Origin of the sequence: Brachybacterium sp. FME24, assembly GCF_014897705.1 — a bacterium.
Taxonomy (GTDB): Bacteria; Actinomycetota; Actinomycetes; order Actinomycetales; family Dermabacteraceae; genus Brachybacterium.
Genome location: NZ_JABUXV010000026.1, coordinates 33979 through 50409, shown reverse-complemented (window position 1 = coordinate 50409; position 16431 = coordinate 33979). Strand labels below are relative to the sequence as shown.

Below are 16431 nucleotides of genomic sequence, written 5' to 3'. Positions count from 1 at the left end.
CCCTTGTCATCTCGACTCACCGCCTCGCGGCGGGACAACCTCCCTGGACATCACACTTAGCCACCGGCGCACGGTCCACGGGCGTCCAAAATCGGCTGAGGGGGGAACTGAAGTCACCACATCGGGAATTGCTACTGGCAGGTGTGGCGCGAGGATGGGGAGCACGTGGTCCTCTTTCTCGACCCCCGCGGAGTAGCCGTCGGCGCTCGGTAGGCGCGCGCAGTGGGTGTCCTGGATCCGGAAGGTGCGGTTGTCCCAGCCCTGGCGCGCCACAGGCGTCACTGGCAATCCCGCAAGCGCAGGCACGTGGCGGGCGATGAGTTCGGTGACCAGATCAGCGGTGATGTCAGGCATGCAGGCTCCCTCGACGGCGATGCTTTCTCTCTGCTCACGGGCCGAGTGGGCAGCACCCACTCGAGTATGCCTAGGTCGGTTTCTTCCAGTCCACGCGTTTTCTCGCCCGCGGGCGGCGCCGCGAGTTCCTGTACTGACCTAGAGCGTGTCTCCTAAGCTCGTGCCCGCTTGTGCGTGATTCTGGATAGATGAGCCGACGAAGCGTGTTGTCCGACGCCCAGTGGGAAACGATCCAGCCGCTGCTACCTGCCCAACAACCCTGGTCAGGGCGTCCGAGGCGGGATCACCGGCAGGTCGTCGAGGGAATCATCTATCGCTACCGCTGCGGGATCGCCTGGCGAGACCTCCCCGAGGATTTCGGGCCCTGGCAAACAGTGTGGAAGCGGCACCGTGCCTGGGCCGAGGACGGTGTCTGGGATCAGGTCCTCGACGCTCTCCTGGTGCGCGCCGACGACGAGGGGAAGCTGGACTGGTCAGTCGCGGTCGACTCCACGATCTGCCGCGCTCACCAGCACGGCACGAACCTCGAGCGCACCACAGGGGGCACTGTGGAACCACAAGAATCTCCGCGCTGAGCCGGCGGATCACGCGCTGGGCCGCTCTCGCGGCGGGCTCTCGACCAAGATCCACCAGCTCGTCGACGGCCACGGCCTGCCGCTGGTGATCCTCTGTGGCCCCGGCCAGGGCGGCGATTCACCGATGTTCGGCCCGCTACTGGACGCCCTCTCGGTGGACCGTCCTGGTCCCGGCCGTCCCCGCACCCGACCGGACATGCTGCGCGGCGACAAGGCCTACTCCTCCCGCGCCACCCGTTCCACCCTCCGTCGTCGCGGGATCAAGTGCGTGATCCCAGAGCCGCGTGACCAGCAGAAGCACCGCCGCAACCGGGGCTCACACGGCGGCCGTCCAGTCGGGCTGGACGCCGAGGCCTACCGCGGCCGCAACGTCATCGAACGCGGCTACAGCGACGTCAAGCAGTGGCGCGGACTGGCCACCCGCTACGACAAACTCGCCCTGACCTACCGCGCAGGAACAGTCCTGAGAGCCACGATCCAGTGGCTCAACCACCTGCTTTAGAGACATGCCCTAGAGGTGCAGGGGAAAGCGCACAAGCTCCTCGGCAGCGTCCTCCGACCACCAGGTGAGCGTCACCTCGTCTGCTGTCGAGCTGATTGGAAGCGACTCCCGGACACCCTCTTCGTCGGCGCTGGTGAGGCCTGCACCGATCGAAAGGTGAGGGACGATCTCGTCGAACGCCCCGTCGTACGGAGGCCACTTCGGGAAGGTGGCGGCGAGCATGTGCGTGAGTCGGACGAAGTGACCGGCTGGCTCCGGTGCCAGGTAGGTGAGCTCGCTGCCGAAGCGGCCCATCGTGGAGAGTTTAAAGTCGAAGGCTCGAACCTGTGCTAGCAGGTCGCGGAGGGTGTCGACGAGGTCCTCGTTGACGTCGCGCCGATCGACGAACGGCCCGAGCAACGTGATGTGCGGGCACACGGGCGGGCGCTCGAGGCGTTGAGTGATCGACTCAAGCTCTGGTACCGGGACCTGGATGACAGTGTGCGCCACGCCCACCATTGTGCCGGCACGCCTGACAAGTCGGCGAGAAACCTGACACGCGCTGGCCAAGAAAATGAGAACTGGCCAAGTGGCGCGAGAACCTGCAACAACCGTGTCGTCCGTCACAGCATGCCATGGCGGGAATGAACCTGGCCCGGCCAAGGTTGAGTGAGGTGTACTCAAGTTCGGACCCTCTAGATTGACAACGATCGCGACGGGTTTTCTACTTGAGTGCGTACAGCTCAAGTTTTGCCGTCGGCCGCAGTGGTCGGCAGCGCATGAACCCGTTGCGGCGCATCCGCCGCAGAAAGGCAGGCACCCATGTCCCGTGTCGTCGGAATCGACCTCGGTACCACAAACTCCGCCGTCGCCGTCCTCGAAGGCGGTCAGCCCACGGTCATCGCGAATGCCGAGGGTTCCCGTACCACCCCGTCGGTCGTGGCCTTCTCCAAGCAGGGCGAGGTCCTCGTCGGCGAGGTCGCCAAGCGTCAGGCAGTCACCAACGTCGATCGCACCATCTCCTCCGTCAAGCGCCACATGGGCACCGACTGGAGCCAGGAGCTCGACGAGAAGAAGTACACCGCGCAGGAGATCTCGGCCCGCGTCCTCGGCAAGCTCAAGAAGGATGCTGAGTCCTACCTGGGCGAGGCCGTGACCGATGCGGTCATCACCGTCCCTGCGTACTTCAGCGACTCCGAGCGCCAGGCCACGAAGGACGCCGGCACCATCGCCGGCCTCAACGTGCTGCGCATCATCAACGAGCCCACCGCCGCGGCTCTCGCCTACGGCCTGGAGAAGGGCAAGAACGACGAGCAGATCCTGGTCTTCGACCTCGGCGGCGGCACCTTCGACGTCTCCCTGCTCGAGGTGAGCAAGGACGACGAAGGTTCGACCATCCAGGTCCAGGCCACCGCCGGTGACAACCGCCTCGGCGGCGACGACTGGGACCAGAAGCTCGTCGACTGGCTGACCACTCAGGTCAAGAACAAGGACGGGGTGGACCTCTCCAAGGACCGCATCGCCCTGCAGCGCCTCAAGGAGGCTGCCGAGCAGGCGAAGAAGGAGCTGTCCTCCTCGACCTCCACCACCATCTCGCTGCAGTACCTGTCGATGACGGAGAACGGCCCGCTGCACCTGGACGAGAAGCTCACCCGGGCCCAGTTCGAGGACATGACCTCGGATCTGCTCGAGCGCACCAAGGCTCCGTTCCACCAGGTCATCAAGGACGCCGGCATCTCCGTCTCGGAGATCGACCACGTCGTGATGGTGGGCGGCTCGACCCGCATGCCGTCCGTCACCGAGGTCGTCAAGGCCCTGACCGGCGGCAAGGAGCCCAACAAGAGCGTCAACCCCGATGAGGTCGTCGCCGTGGGCGCCGCGCTGCAGGCAGCCGTCATCAAGGGCGAGCGCAAGGACGTCCTGCTCATGGACGTCACCCCGCTCTCCCTCGGCATCGAGACCAAGGGCGGCGTGATGACCAAGCTCATCGAGCGCAACGCGGCCATCCCCACCAAGACCTCCGAGGTGTTCTCCACCGCAGAGGACAACCAGCCCTCCGTGGCGATCCAGGTGTTCCAGGGCGAGCGCCAGTTCACCCGGGACAACAAGCTGCTGGGCACCTTCGAGCTGACCGGCATCGCGCCGGCCCCGCGCGGCATCCCGCAGGTCGAGGTCACCTTCGACATCGACTCCAACGGCATCGTCCACGTCACCGCCAAGGACCGCGGCACCGGCAACGAGCAGTCGATCCAGATCACCGGCGGTTCCGCGCTGTCCGATGAGGACATCGACCGCATGGTGAAGGATGCCGAGGCCCACGCGACCGAGGACGAGGAGCGTCGCAAGAACGCCGACGCCCGCAACACCCTCGAGCAGCTCGTCTACCAGGGCGAGAAGCTGCTCAAGGACAACGCGGACAAGATCCAGGACGCGGACCGCACCAAGGCCGAGGACGCCATCAAGGAGTCCAAGGAGGAGCTGGCCAAGGAGGATGCCTCCACGGAGGATCTCGAGGCCAAGCGCGACACCCTGAACGAGGCCCTGCAGGCCGTCGGCACCGCGATCTACTCGCAGGCCGAGGGCGCTGAGGGTGCTGAGGGCACGGATGGCGAGGCGGCGGCAGACGCGAGCGCATCGTCGGATGATGACGACGTGGTCGACGCCGAGGTCGTGGATGAGGACGAGGAGAAGAAGTGATGTCCGAGGGTCAGAGCACTCCGGACGACGCACCGGGACCTGAGGAAGAGCCCGGGTTCTCCTTCACCGACAAGCGCAGGGTGAACCCGGAGGACGGCAGTGTCCGTCCCTCTGGGGGTACCCCGGCGAGCGAGGGCCAGGGCTCTGCCGAGCCCGTCGATCCCATCGATGCCGAGGCCGCGAAGCTCTATGAGCAGGCGGCACAGGCCGAGGACGGGGCCGGCGGCTCCGCTCCGGCGGACGCCGGGCGGGTCGCCGAGCTGGAGGGCAAGGTCACCGAGCTCTCCGAGCAGCTCAAGCGCGAGCAGGCGGAGTACGTCAACTCGCGTCGGCGCATCGAGTCCGCGGCCGAGGTCAACACTCAGGCAGCGGTCGGTCGCGTCCTCGCCTCGCTGATCGGGGTCCTGGACGACGTCGAACTGGGCCGCCAGCACGGCGACATCGCCGAGGGAACCCCGTTCCACTCGATCGCCCAGAAGCTCGAAGAGGTCCTCAGCTCGCATGGGCTGAAGCGGTTCGCCGCCGTCGGCGAGGAGTTCGATCCGAACATCCACGAGGCGCTCATGCACGAGGACGCGGACGATGTCGCGACCGCGACCATCTCGCTGGTCATCCAGCCGGGATATGCGGTCAACGATCGGGTGCTGCGCCCGGCACGGGTCGGGACCCGCGGCCCGGCCTGATCGGCTGACCGACAACACCCAGACGGCGGCGTGGGGCCTGCTGGCCGAGAACCGGCCGGCAGGCCCCACGACCGTCCACTCCCAGAACACACGACGAAGAACCTGACGCTCCCGGAAGGAGACGCTCATGTCCTCACAGGACTGGCTCGACAAGGACTTCTACGCGGTCCTCGGCGTCTCGAAGGACGCGAGCGCGCCGGAGATCAAGAAGGCCTACCGCACCCAGGCCCGGAAGTACCACCCCGATCACCACCCCGGTGACCGCAAGGCCGAGGAGCGGTTCAAGGAGATCGGTGAGGCGTACTCGGTGCTCAACGACGAGGAGCAGCGCAAGCAGTACGACGCGATCCGGGCGATGGGCTCCGGCGGGGCACGCTTCGCCGCGGGCCAGGGCGGCGCCGGCGGTGCCGGCTTCGAGGACGTCTTCTCCTCCATGTTCGGCGGCCAGGGCGGCGGCTTCCCCGGGCCAGCGCCCGGTCGCGGCGGGCCCGGCGGCGCGGGCAATCCTGACCTCGACGACATCATGCGCATGTTCGGCGGCCAGGGCGGAGCAGGCCCTGCCGGCTTCCAGAGCAACGGGGGCGGCCGCGCCCCCGCGAAGGGCTCCGATATCTCCGCGCGCACCCGTATCAGTTTCCGGGACGCGGCGCTCGGCACCGAGATCCGCCTGACCGTCGACGGTCGTGGCCTCACCACCCGCATCCCCGCCGGCGTGCACGACGGGCAGAAGATCCGCCTGCGCGGCAAGGGCCGCCCCGGACAGGGCTCGGCGCCCGCCGGCGACCTGCTGCTGACCCTCGACGTCGACGAGCATCCCGTGTGGACCAGCGACGGCGCGAACCTGCGCCTGACCGTCCCGGTGTCCTTCGACGAGGCCGTGCTCGGGTGTACCGTCCCGGTGCCGCTGCTGGACGGCGGCTCCGTGAGCGTGAAGGTCCCGCCCGGCACGCCGTCGGGCCGAACCCTGCGCGTGCGCGGCAAGGGCCTGACCACGAAGAAGACCACCGGTGACCTCCTGGTCACCGTGCAGGTCGCGGTTCCCACCCATGTCGAGGGCGCCGCGAAGCAGGCAGTCGAGGACCTGCGCGAGGCCCTGGCCGAGGAGGATCCGCGCGACGGACTCGCCGAGGCCGCGGCCGGCTGAGCGCGGGGGCGCCCGCGCAGTGGCACAGTAGGAACGGCAGAACCGGAAAGGTCAGCAACGCCCGCAGGGTGAGCAGCGTCTGCAGGAAGGAGCGCTCGGTATGGCATCCCCGTATCGCTTCGACGAGCGCGCTCCCGCGTACGTGATCTCCGTGGCAGCGGAGCTCTCCGGGATGCATCCGCAGACTCTGCGCCAGTACGACCGGATCGGGCTCGTCTCCCCGCAGCGCACCCGCGGCCGGGGCCGGCGTTACAGCGCCCGTGATGTGGCGAGGCTCCGGGAGATCCAGCGGCTCTCCCAGGATCACGGCATCAACCTCGCCGGTATCAAGCGGATCTTCGAGCTGCAGGATGAGGTCGCCGTCCTCTCCGACCAGCTCGAGAACGTGCGCGAGAGCCTCGAGTCCATGACCCCGGCTCAGCGGCGCGTGTTCTCCGCGGACCGGGACGGGGAGATCAGCGCTCTGCGTCGGGGCGAGCGCCCTCAACGTCGCGGCGGGGGAGCGCTCGTGCTGTGGCGCCCCCAGCGCCGGCGGTGAGCCGGCGCGAGCGCCGGTGCGGCTGGACCCCGGTGAGCCGATAGATCTCCTGCAGCCGCTGTGCGACCTGGTCGAGGTCCACATCCTCGGCGGCGAGCCGCCCGGCAGCGGTGAGATCCTCCAGGTCACCTGCGAGCAGGGCCGAGAGCCGGGTCACGACATCCGCCGCGAACCCGGGGCCGGCGCCGGCGACCTGGTGCGTGAGCACGCCGTCGGGCATCCGGTCCCGGTACAGCGGAATCGCTCGCACCAGAGCCGGCACCTCGCAGGCCAGGGCCTCCCAGAGCACGATCCCCTCGGTCTCCTCCTGGGTGAGGAAGCAGAAGGCGTCCGCTCCGCAGTAGGCCTCGCGGAGCATCTCGGCGGAGATGTATCCCGGGAACAGAGCGTTCGCAGGGGCAGTGGCCAGAGCGCGCTGGACGTCGGCGGTCAGCAGACGCGAGTCGGTGCGGCCGTACCAGACGAAGGTCACCTCAGGCATGCGTCGGGCGACCTCCACCCAGTCCAGGATGCCCTTGCGCACGAGCTGCATCCCCACGCTGAGGACGACTGTGGAGTCCGCGTCGATCCCCAGGGACTCCCGAAGTCGCGGGCGAGCACCGGGATCGGGGCGGAAGAACGAGGTGTCCACCCCGTTGGAGAGCACGTGGATGCGCCGGGAGATCCCGTACTTGGGCGCCGAGACCAGTTCGCGTGAATACTCACTGGGGGTGACCACGGCGTCGCCGAGCCGGTACAGATGGGCGATCCAGCGACGGAACACGGGAGCGAGGCGGTTTGAGCCGGGGAAGGAGTCCCGGAAGTCGTCCTCCGTGGAATGCGCCCACACCAGGACCGGCCTGCGCCACAGTCGTGCCCAGCGCGCCAGCAGCGGGGTGTCGGGGAACGGCGTGTTCAGATGCACCACGTCGAAGGGTCGCAGCGGATTGGTGACCACCCGGTGCCCCAGCGAACGCACCGCGGACTCCTGATGACGGATCGCCGCGCCGATGCCCGATTCCTGCGCGAGCCCGGCGAGCCCACGGGGCATCAGCACCCGCAGCGGTTCTCGGGGGCCGACGTCCCGGCGCGGATGACGGCCGGGCAGGACGGTGTGCACCGCGCGATCGAGCCGGCGTGCGGCCCGGTCCCAGGGTCGGCGGGGGCGCCGTACGGCGCGGGTCTTCATGAGCATGATGGTCCTTCGTTCACCAGGGCAGGAATCGCAGCACGATGGCGCTGACGCCGAGTCCGTACGCGATCAGGGCCCAGGGCTTGCACAGCAGAATGATCAGGACGTACGTGCGCCAGCGCATGCGCGTGGTTCCGGCGATGTAGCACAGCAGGTCGTCGGGCGCGACGGGCAGGGCGATCGCCACGGCGAAGGCACGGGAGAAATGGGAGTTCCGGGTCCAGCCCAGGAACTTCTCCACCGTTCTGGGGCGGAAGATCCGCTCGATCAGGGCGAGGCCGACGTGGCGGGCGATCAGGAAGTTCAGCAACGAGCCGCTGCACACGGCGACGTAGTTGTAGATCGTGCCGTCGACGGCCCCGAACAGGACCGGGCCGGCGATGACCAGCAGACCGCCGGGCACGATCGGGAAGATCACCGAGGCGGTGGAGACGATCAGGAAGGCGAACGGCCCCCAGGCACCCAGGGAATCGATGAAGGCCTGCAGGTTCGCGAGCGACTGCAGGACGCCGGTCTCCAGGCCCCACCACACCAGGCCGATGCTGATCGCCAGGCCCAGCAAGGGGGACAGCTGGGCTGCCATGCGCACCGGATCGCGGGGAGCACGAACAGCGGGGACGACCGGCGCTTCCGCCCGACGGGCCGGGGACTCCGGTCGAACAGGTCGGGGGCCGCCGTGGAGGCCGGTGTGCTCGAGCGTGGAGCTCGAGGGGCGCAGCGGCAGGGTCTGGACGGGCACCGGCTGAGTGGTGGTGCTCATGCGGGCACTGCCAGTCGCGAGATGATCCGCGGGGTGCGGCGCAGGCGCGCCTGCTGGTACACGTCCAGCACTGCCTTGCCGAACTGGGGTGATCCGCAGGTCGCTGCGGCGTGATCGACGGCGGCCTGTGACATCTCGGCGCGCCGCGCGGAGTCGTCCAGCAGCGCCCCGAGCTGGTCGGTGAACTCGTCGGGGGTCTCGATCTGCCACCCGGTGCGGCCGTCGACGACGACGCCGTCGAGCGAGGGATCCCGGCGGCACAGCAGCGGCAGCCCGCTCGCAAGGGCCTCGATGAAGGTCAAGCCCTGCGTCTCGCTGCGGGAGGCGCTGACGAACACGTCGCCGATGCGGTACCAGCGCTGCACCTCCGCAGGGTCGACGACGCCGGCGAAACGGACGCGGTCGGCGATGCCGAGGGCCCGGGTACGGGCCTCGAGCTCCTCGCGGTACGGGCCGTCACCGACCAGCACCAGCACTGTGTCCTCCCGATCCGCGGCTGCGACCTGGTCGAGCACCTCGTCGAGGTTCTTCTCCTTGGCCAGGCGGGACACGGATATCAGGACCTTCTGGTCCGGGGTGATGTCGAGGCTCGCCCGCAGGGCGGCGACGTCGGCCCGCTCGGCCGGCGACCGGGAAGGGCGGAACCGCTGCAGGTCCAATCCGGTGGGGATGACATGGAGGGGCCGGCGCACTCCGTACCCGGTGAGCAGGTTCGCGACCTTGGTGGTCGGCACGACGACCGCGTCGGTGCCCTCGAGCACCCGGCGGGAGAAGGTCGCGACCACCTTCCTGCCGACGGTGCGGCTCGGGGAGTAGTAGTGCGTGTAGTCCTCGTAGATCGTGTGGTACGTGTGCACCAGCGGCACCGCCAGGGTGCGAGCGATCCGGCGGGCCCAGACGTGGGTGGAGAATTCGCACTGGGAATGGATGACATCCGGCCGCCAGTCCAGGATCTCGCGCAGCACGCGCCGACTGGCCGGCATGCCGATCCGGGCACGGTCGTAGAGCATCGCCGCGGAGACCGAGCCGATGCGGTAGACGCCCGGCTCGCTGCGGGTGCGGATCCCCTGGGAGAGCGTGAGCACGCGGACATCGCAGCCCAGTGCGATGAGCTCACGGCGCAGGGTCGCGACGGAGGCCACGACGCCGTTGACGACCGGTTCCCACCAGTCGGTGGTCAGCAGCACCCGCAGTGGGCGCTGCTCGGCGGAGGTCCGTTCGGCGGGGCGCATCGGAATCACGTTCACCCCTCGAGCCTCGCACCCGGTGACGCCATCGGCGTCCTCCGAGCGGATGAACGGGGTCAGACTACGGTCTGATCTTTTCCCCGCCCGCTCACTGTGGGTCCTCGTGTTGCTCATGTTTTGAGCCTACGACCGCCGCTCAACAGGCACGACGGGGCGCGCCCGACCTGTCGCGGAGTGTTTCCCCCTAGTGTTTCAGGGATTTACCTGATAGGGAGCAGGGAACGCGTGCTGGTGGGGCCCGCCTCGAGAGACCCCTCCCGGCTCAGAAGCCGTCGGCCGACGGGCGCGGATAGTGCTGCAGGAACTTCTTGACCTGGTTGATCGTCGCGGCGATGACATAGGCGCGGCGCTTGGCGCCCTCGACCTCGTAGGACAGGGGGTGCACGGTGCGCCGGCGACCGATCTCCTGCACCCGGGCACGAAGGTCCGGGTCGATGATGTAGCGGCGCAGCAGCATCCACGGCACGATCGAGTAGAGGATCTCCTCGCGCGGCACCATGCGGGTCAGCTCACGGTCCTCGATGAAGTCCGCGACCACGGGATCGGCGACATTGGCACCGGCCGCGGTCATGTAGTAGTTGTTGCGCCCGATACGGGGGTTGACCTCGAAGAATTTCGCCACGCCGTCGCGCGGGTCGATCTTCACATCGAAGTTCGCGTAGCCGCGGTACCCGGTGTGCTCGAGGAAGAGCACGGACTGCTCGAACACCTCGGGCAGATCGGTGGTGAACATCGCCGCAGGATTGCCCAGCGCCCCGGGGGTGTGCTCCTCCAGCAGCACCTGCGCGCCGCCCAGCAGCGTGACCTTCCCGGCAGTGTCCACGTACGCGGTCACCGACAGCATCGAGGTGTCGTCGCCCGGGATCATCTCCTGGACCACGAAGCGGTCCCGGTAGCCGGCCGTCGTCAACCGCTCCACCAGGTCCACCAGCTGCGCGCGGTCCGCGATCTCGAAGACCTTGCGCTTTCCGGGGAAGGAGACCGCGTTGTACGCCGAGGAGCGCGAGGCCTTCGCGACCAGCGGCCAGCCCAAGTGCTCGAGATCGGGCACCTCGGGGGCGTCGCCGCCGGCGAAGTCCAGGACGACGGTGCGCGGGGTGGGCACTCCGATCTCGAGGCAGGTCTCGGAGAAGGTCGCCTTATCGGCGACGGCCCGGAGCACATCGTCATCCAGCAGCGGGAGATGGAAGAGCTCGCCGAGCTGCTCGCGGTGCGCGGCCAGCAGAGCCACCAGGAAGTCCGCGTTGGCCAGCAGCACCGGACGGGTGCCGCCGGGGCGGGACGCCTTGTCGGCGCCGACCTTCAGCAGCGCCTGGATCATCTCGTCCTCGGTCGCGGCCATGCCGAGCTCGACCGTGCGCAGGATCTGCGAATCCGCGACGGGACCGGCGACCTTGCGCGTCACCACCGTGGCGATCGTCCCGTAGCGCTCGTGGAAGGCGCGCGCGAGTGCGTAGATCCCGATGTCACCGCCCAGCAGCACCAGATCGACCCCGGGGGTGGGAGCAGCAGCGAAGGGGTGGGCGGGGGTATCGGGCATCAGGGCAGGGTCCTTCCCAGGATCAGAAGCCGGTGTCGGTGGGGCGCGGGTAGACAGCGCGGTACTTGCGGACGAAGTTCAGCCCGGAGACGACGGAGTACGCCCGCATCCACAGACCTTCAGGACCGTACCGGAACGGATTGCGCAGCGAGGTGCGCGCCACGCGCCGGATCCGTGCGTGCAGCGCCGGGTCCCGCAGGTAGCGCAGCACCAGGCGCACCGGCAGGATCGAGTACAGGATCGGGGCGGTGACCACGACCTGGTCGAGGTCCCGGCCGTGGATGCGGTCCTCGACGACGTGGCGGGCCACCGATTCACCGGTGGCGGTGACGTAGTAGTTGTTGCGGCCGATGCGCGGGTTGATCTCGAAGAAGGCCTCGCGGCCGGTGCGCGGGTCGATCTTCACATCGAAGTTCGCGAAGCCCACGTAGTCCACCGCGTCGAGGAACCGTTCGGCGGCGGCGGTGAGCGTGGGGAAATCACCGGTGACCATCGCGGCGGGGCGGCCCAGGGCGTCGGGGGTGTGCTCGCCCAGCAGCACCTGGGCCGCGCACAGCAGGGTGACCTTCCCGCGGCTGGAGCGGTAGGCGGTGATCGACCGCTCGGCGGTGTCGTCGCCCTCGATCAGCTCCTGGAACAGGAAGCGCCCCGTGAAGCCGGATTCCCGCAACCGGCGCACGAGGTCCTGCTGCTGCTGCGCGGACTCCAGGAAGAACACCTTCTTCTTCCCGGGGAACTGCACGTGGTGGTATTCGGCGGTGTTGGCGGCCTTGCCGACGACGGGGTAGGTCCACGGCAGCTCGTCGGCGCCGTTCCAGTCGCTCTCGTGAGTCCGGGAGAAGTCGACGATCACCGTGGGCACAGTGCCGATGCCGAGCTCCTGGCAGATCTCGGCGAACTCGGCCTTGTCGGCGAGGCGGGCCAGAAGCCGGCCGTCCACCTGGGCCAGGAGGTAGTGCTCCTCGAGCTCCTCGCGGAAGCGGTCGATGAACTCGATCAGCGAATCCGCATTGGTCAGCAGCAGCGCCGGGCGACCCGTCGGGCGCCGGGCGGCCAGCTCGAGCAGCGCGTCGCGCATGTCCTCGTCGCTCGCGTCGGCGCCGAGGACCTCCAGATCGGTGGTCACGGAGTGCTCGTTCATGGCCACCGGGACCCGCACGACAGTGGTGGCCCGCATCCCGTACTGCTGGTGGAAGGCGATGGTGAGGTTCAGGGAATTCAGTCCGGCCCCGAGCACGACGACGTCGAACCCGGGATCGGCCGGCGAGGAGGGCGAGGGCATGCCGTGATCCTAGCGGCGACGGGCCGGACGATCGCGGCGCCACGGGGACGCCGCGATCGACCGTGACCGGTCAGACGTCGCGCAACCAGAGGGCGCCGTCGGCCGGGAGGGTGCCGGTGGCCGCGGCCGAGGAGCTCACGAGCTCCTCGGCGCCGGCCAGGCGGTGACCGGCCGGCAGGGAGACGTCCGTCTCGGAGGTGTTCACCAGGACGGTCAGATCGCCGCGCCTCACGCCGAGCACGCCGTCGGGCAGGCCGGGTTCGAAGGTGACGGGCTCCTCGGGGCGCCCCAGCCCCAGCTCCCGCCGCAGCCGCAGGGCGGTGCGATACATCTCCAGGGTCGACCCCTCCACTCCCTCCTGGGCATCGGCCGCGAGCGCGCCGAACTCGGCAGGTTGGGGCAGCCAGCTCTTCCCGGTGCGGGAGAAGCCGAAGGCCGGCGCGTCCTGCTGCCACGGCAGGGGGACCCGGCACCCGTCGCGGCCAGGGACTCCGGCGCGCAGATGGGAGGGATCCTCGCGCAGCTCGTCGGGGATCTCGCGAACCTCCGGCAGTCCGAGCTCCTCACCCTGGTACAGGTAGGCGGCGCCGGGCAGGGACAGCATCAGCAGGGTCGCGGCGCGCGCCCGGCGCAGACCCAGCTCGGCGTCGGGCACCTCATCGCGGCGCAGGCCCTCGCCGAAGCGGTGATCCGGGGGGAAACCGTAGCGGGAGGCGTGGCGCACCACGTCGTGATTGGAGAGCACCCAGGTGGTGGGTGCGCCGACGGCGTCGGCCAGGGCCAGGGGCTCCTCGATCGCTGCCCGCATGGTGTCCACGCCCCAGCGGGCCTGGAGGAATCCGAAGTTGAAGGACTGGTGCGCTTCCTCGCGGCCGATGTACAGCGGCAGCCGGTGCTCGGGGATCCATGCCTCGAGCACCATCATCCGATCGCCCTCGTACGCGTCCAGGATGGGTCGCCACTGCCGATAGATGTCCAGCACGCCGTCATTGTCGAAGTAGATCGGCACCTCGCCTTCGGGGATGTCGAGCAGCCCGTCGGCGTTCACGGTCGCATCCGGCAGGCCCTCGGGCTTGACCATGCCGTGGGCGACGTCGACCCGGAAGCCGTCGGCCCCGCGGTCCAACCAGAAGCGCAGCACGTCCTGGAACAGCGCGTGCACCCGCGGGTTCTCCCAGTTCCAGTCCGGCTGGCTGGTGTCGAAGATGTGCAGGTACCACTGCCCGGGGGCGCCGTCCGCCTCGGTGATCCGGGTCCAGGCCGGGCCGTGGAAGATCGAGGTCCAGTTGTTCGGCGGCAGCTCGCCGTTCTCGCCCCGGCCCTCGGCGAACATGTACATATCCCGCTCCGGGGAGCCGGGGGCGGCGGCCAGCGCCTGCTGGAACAGCACATGGTCGCTCGAGGAGTGGTTGGGCACGATGTCGACGACGACCTTCAGCCCCAGCTCGTGGGCGCGCGCGATCATCTCGTCGGCGTCGGCCAGGGACCCGAAGCGGGGGTCGACGTCGGTGTAGTCGGCGACGTCATAGCCGCCGTCGTGCTGCGGGGAGGTGTAGAAGGGCGAGAGCCAGATCGCGTCGACGCCGAGGTCGCGCAGGTAGGGCAGGTGCGCGGTGACTCCGGGGAGGTCGCCCATGCCGTCGCCGTCCGCGTCGGCGAAGGAGCGGGGGTACACCTGGTAGACCACGGCGTCGCGCCACCACTGCTGGGATGCCGCCTCATCGGCCGTGCGGGTGTGCGCGTGCGTGGTCGTGCTGGGCGCGGGGGTCGAGATCGGGGAGGTCATGCAGGTCCTTCCGAGGGTGCTGTGCTGGTGGGTCGGATGCCGTGCTCCGGCCGGGCGCTGCAGGTGCAGGCGCTCCCGGGTGGGCTGCGGCGGGGTCGAGGGGCGGTCGGGTTCAGGGCGAGGGGACGTCAGAGGCGGTGCGGACGACCTTGATCAAGGTCGCCCCGGCATGGGCGGCCGAGAGCTCGAGCGAGCGCCCCAGCCGGCGGGCCCGGGCGCCGCCCTCCTGATGGAGGACCTCGACGGACGCCGGAGGTTCCGCGGACCCCGCGGGGAAGCCCGGCAGGGCCGCGAGGTCCAGCGTGAGCTCCGCATGGGCGTCCCGAGCGAGATGCACGATCACCTCCCCCTCCGGGTGGGTCCGGGCGAACACGAGGGCGTCAGGGCCGATGGACAACCATCGCAGACCACCGCGGCGCAGGGCCACTTCCCGCCGGCGCAGGCCCAGCAGGGCGCGGGTCGCCGCGAGGATCGCGAGGTCGATGCGCTCGCCGTCGGCCTCCTCGATCGCGGGCCACGGCATCGGCGTGCGGGAGTGCTCGCCGTTGGTGCCGACGGCCCCGAGCTCGTCCCCCGCGAACACGGTCGGCACTCCGGGCAGCGTGGCCAGGGCGGCGATCGCCGTCAGCTGCCGGCCCCGGGAGCCGACGACCGTGCGGGTGCGGGGCGTGTCATGGCTGGACAGCTGGTTCTGGGAATGGGTGCGCGCCTCCCAGGACATCTGCGCGTTGTAGTCGCGCAGGGTGCGGGAGATGACGGTGCCGCTCAGCCGGGGCAGCGTCATGGGGAGGCCGAGCCAGTTGAGGTCGCTGCCCGGGTCGGCGAGCCACGCCCACAGGGGACGGGTGAAGCCCGCGTAGTTCATGGTTCCGTGCCAGCCGTCCCCGGCGAGATCACCGGTGGCGTCATGGCCGTGCTCGGCGATCAGCCAGGTGTCCCGGCCGGTCTCGGCGGAGACCTCGCGCTGGGTGGAGCGGATCTCCTGCGCCACCTCGTGGGTGAGGTCCACCGCGCCATGGCGGCCGGTCATGTTCGCCACGTCGATCCGCCAGCCGTCGGCGAGGACGGGGCCGGCGAGGTACCGGCCGACGACGCTGCCTGCGCCGCGGGTGAGCCGCTCACGGAGCACGGCGCCGCGCTGGTCGAGCTTGGGCAGGGTCGGCACATCGAGCCAGCAGACGTATCGATCAGGATGCTCGTCGAAGAGGTAGAAGCCCGCCTCGGGGGAGTCAGGATCGGCCTGGGCGGCGCGGAACCACTCGTGGGTGTCGCCGGTGTGGTTCGTGGTCAGATCCAGCACGAGTCGCATCCCGCGGGCGTGGAGAGCGCCGGAGAGCCGTACCAGGGCCTCGTCGCCTCCCAGCAGGGGATCCACGGCGTCGAAGGTCGAGGCGTCGTAGCGGTGCACCGACCCGGCCGGGAACACGGGGGTGAGATAGACGGTGTCCGCGCCGAGGGACGCGATGTGGTCCAGCCGGTCGATCACCCCGTCCAGGTCGCCACCGTAGAACTGCTGCCCGGTGATGATCCCCTGCGTCGCGGGTTCGTCCTCCCAGGCCATCGGGATCGCCCACTGAGGGAGCTCCTGCGGGGCGGGACGGCCGAGGTCATCCAGCGGCGTCCTCGCGCTGCGGGAGAAGCGGTCGGGGAAGACCTGGTAGACGATCGCATCGTCCACCCAGTCCGGGGCGGCCTCATGGACCACGAGCCGGAAGTCGGTCGCATCGGACACGTCCCAGGGGATCAGCCCGGCCGCGGTGAGCCAGGCATAGGCGGGGACCGGAGCGCCCGTCGCGGTCACGGCGCCGTCCGCGGCGAGCACGCAGAAGCGGTAGCCCACGACGGGGTTCGAGACGCTCAGCGTCGTCTCCCACCAGGCCCCGGCCGCCTCGCAGGCGGCGAGGGTGAGCCGGGCGGTGCGGATCTCTCCATCGACCACCGTGCGCAGGGCGAGGACGTCGGCCGGATAGGAGTCCGGCACCCACACCCGCAGCAGGACCGCGTCCCCGATCCGGCGGGGCCGGGCCGGGACGTGGAGCGGACCGCTGTCGTGGTGGGGCTGTTCGAGCAGCGGCACCCCCGAGGCGTCGACGGGCGCAGGCAGGGCGGTGGTCAGCGCGGCGGTGCGAGCGGCAGACGCAGCGGCATTCACAGGAGCAGTCATGGAGGCGGG

14 protein-coding genes are annotated in these 16431 nt (G+C 69.6%); 5 read left to right on the top strand and 9 right to left on the bottom strand.

The window, feature by feature from the left end:
* Positions 1-6 precede the first annotated feature (6 nt).
* Positions 7-354: a phosphotransferase gene (locus INT51_RS22875; RefSeq protein WP_370540844.1), complete on the bottom strand. Its 348-nt coding sequence runs from the start codon at positions 352-354 to the stop codon at positions 7-9.
* Positions 355-542: 188 nt separating this feature from the next.
* On the opposite strand from INT51_RS22875, the gene INT51_RS20455 reads away from it, so the two are divergent.
* Positions 543-1431, top strand: a protein-coding gene (locus tag INT51_RS20455; RefSeq protein ID WP_226985995.1) for an IS5 family transposase whose coding sequence is annotated in 2 segments (ribosomal slippage) — positions 543-893 and positions 895-1431 — 888 coding nt in all. Because the reading frame shifts where the segments join, the coding sequence is not laid out codon by codon here.
* Between the two features lie 9 nt (positions 1432-1440).
* On the opposite strand, the gene INT51_RS20450 is transcribed toward INT51_RS20455, so the two are convergent.
* Entirely contained in the window at positions 1441-2037 is a 597-nt protein-coding gene (locus INT51_RS20450; RefSeq protein WP_304502274.1) for a 2'-5' RNA ligase family protein, read from the bottom strand.
* Positions 2038-2232: 195 nt separating this feature from the next.
* Between INT51_RS20450 and dnaK the strand changes: the two genes are divergently transcribed.
* From dnaK to INT51_RS20430, 4 genes are all read left to right on the top strand, one after another.
* Complete coding sequence (dnaK, locus tag INT51_RS20445; RefSeq protein WP_193107260.1) at positions 2233-4107, top strand: molecular chaperone DnaK; 1875 nt, start codon at positions 2233-2235, stop codon at positions 4105-4107.
* Positions 4107-4790 carry a nucleotide exchange factor GrpE gene (locus INT51_RS20440; protein WP_193107259.1) on the top strand — a complete coding sequence of 228 codons (684 nt, stop codon included), beginning with the start codon at positions 4107-4109 and terminating at the stop codon, positions 4788-4790. The genes dnaK and INT51_RS20440 overlap by 1 nt, the downstream gene beginning before the upstream one ends.
* 127 nt (positions 4791-4917) lie before the next feature.
* Positions 4918-5934 (top strand): DnaJ C-terminal domain-containing protein, encoded by a 1017-nt coding sequence (locus INT51_RS20435; protein ID WP_193107258.1) that lies wholly within the window; start codon positions 4918-4920, stop codon positions 5932-5934.
* 100 nt (positions 5935-6034) lie between these two features.
* Positions 6035-6472, top strand: coding sequence for a heat shock protein transcriptional repressor HspR (locus INT51_RS20430; RefSeq protein WP_193107257.1), 438 nt, complete (start codon positions 6035-6037; stop codon positions 6470-6472).
* On the opposite strand, the gene INT51_RS20425 is transcribed toward INT51_RS20430, so the two are convergent.
* The 7 genes from INT51_RS20425 to INT51_RS20395 all read right to left on the bottom strand — a co-directional run bounded on the left by INT51_RS20425 (position 6390) and on the right by INT51_RS20395 (position 16422).
* Positions 6390-7646, bottom strand: a complete 1257-nt coding sequence (locus tag INT51_RS20425; RefSeq protein ID WP_193107256.1) for a glycosyltransferase — start codon at positions 7644-7646, stop codon at positions 6390-6392. The two genes, INT51_RS20430 and INT51_RS20425, sit on opposite strands and share 83 nt — an antisense overlap.
* 13 nt (positions 7647-7659) lie before the next feature.
* Positions 7660-8403 (bottom strand): TVP38/TMEM64 family protein, encoded by a 744-nt coding sequence (locus INT51_RS20420; protein ID WP_193107255.1) that lies wholly within the window; start codon positions 8401-8403, stop codon positions 7660-7662.
* A complete protein-coding gene (locus INT51_RS20415) occupies positions 8400-9650 on the bottom strand; it encodes a glycosyltransferase family 4 protein (protein WP_304502273.1) in 1251 nt (416 codons plus the stop codon). The genes INT51_RS20420 and INT51_RS20415 overlap by 4 nt, the downstream gene beginning before the upstream one ends.
* A gap of 262 nt (positions 9651-9912) precedes the next feature.
* Entirely contained in the window at positions 9913-11190 is a 1278-nt protein-coding gene (locus tag INT51_RS20410; protein ID WP_193107254.1) for a carboxylate--amine ligase, read from the bottom strand.
* A 22-nt stretch (positions 11191-11212) separates the two neighbouring features.
* Entirely contained in the window at positions 11213-12472 is a 1260-nt protein-coding gene (locus INT51_RS20405) for a carboxylate--amine ligase (RefSeq protein ID WP_193107253.1), read from the bottom strand.
* A 70-nt stretch (positions 12473-12542) separates the two neighbouring features.
* Positions 12543-14258 carry a glycoside hydrolase family 13 protein gene (locus INT51_RS20400; RefSeq protein WP_193107252.1) on the bottom strand — a complete coding sequence of 572 codons (1716 nt, stop codon included), beginning with the start codon at positions 14256-14258 and terminating at the stop codon, positions 12543-12545.
* A 112-nt stretch (positions 14259-14370) separates the two neighbouring features.
* Positions 14371-16422: a glycoside hydrolase family 13 protein gene (locus tag INT51_RS20395; protein WP_193107251.1), complete on the bottom strand. Its 2052-nt coding sequence runs from the start codon at positions 16420-16422 to the stop codon at positions 14371-14373.
* Positions 16423-16431: the final 9 nt, after the last annotated feature.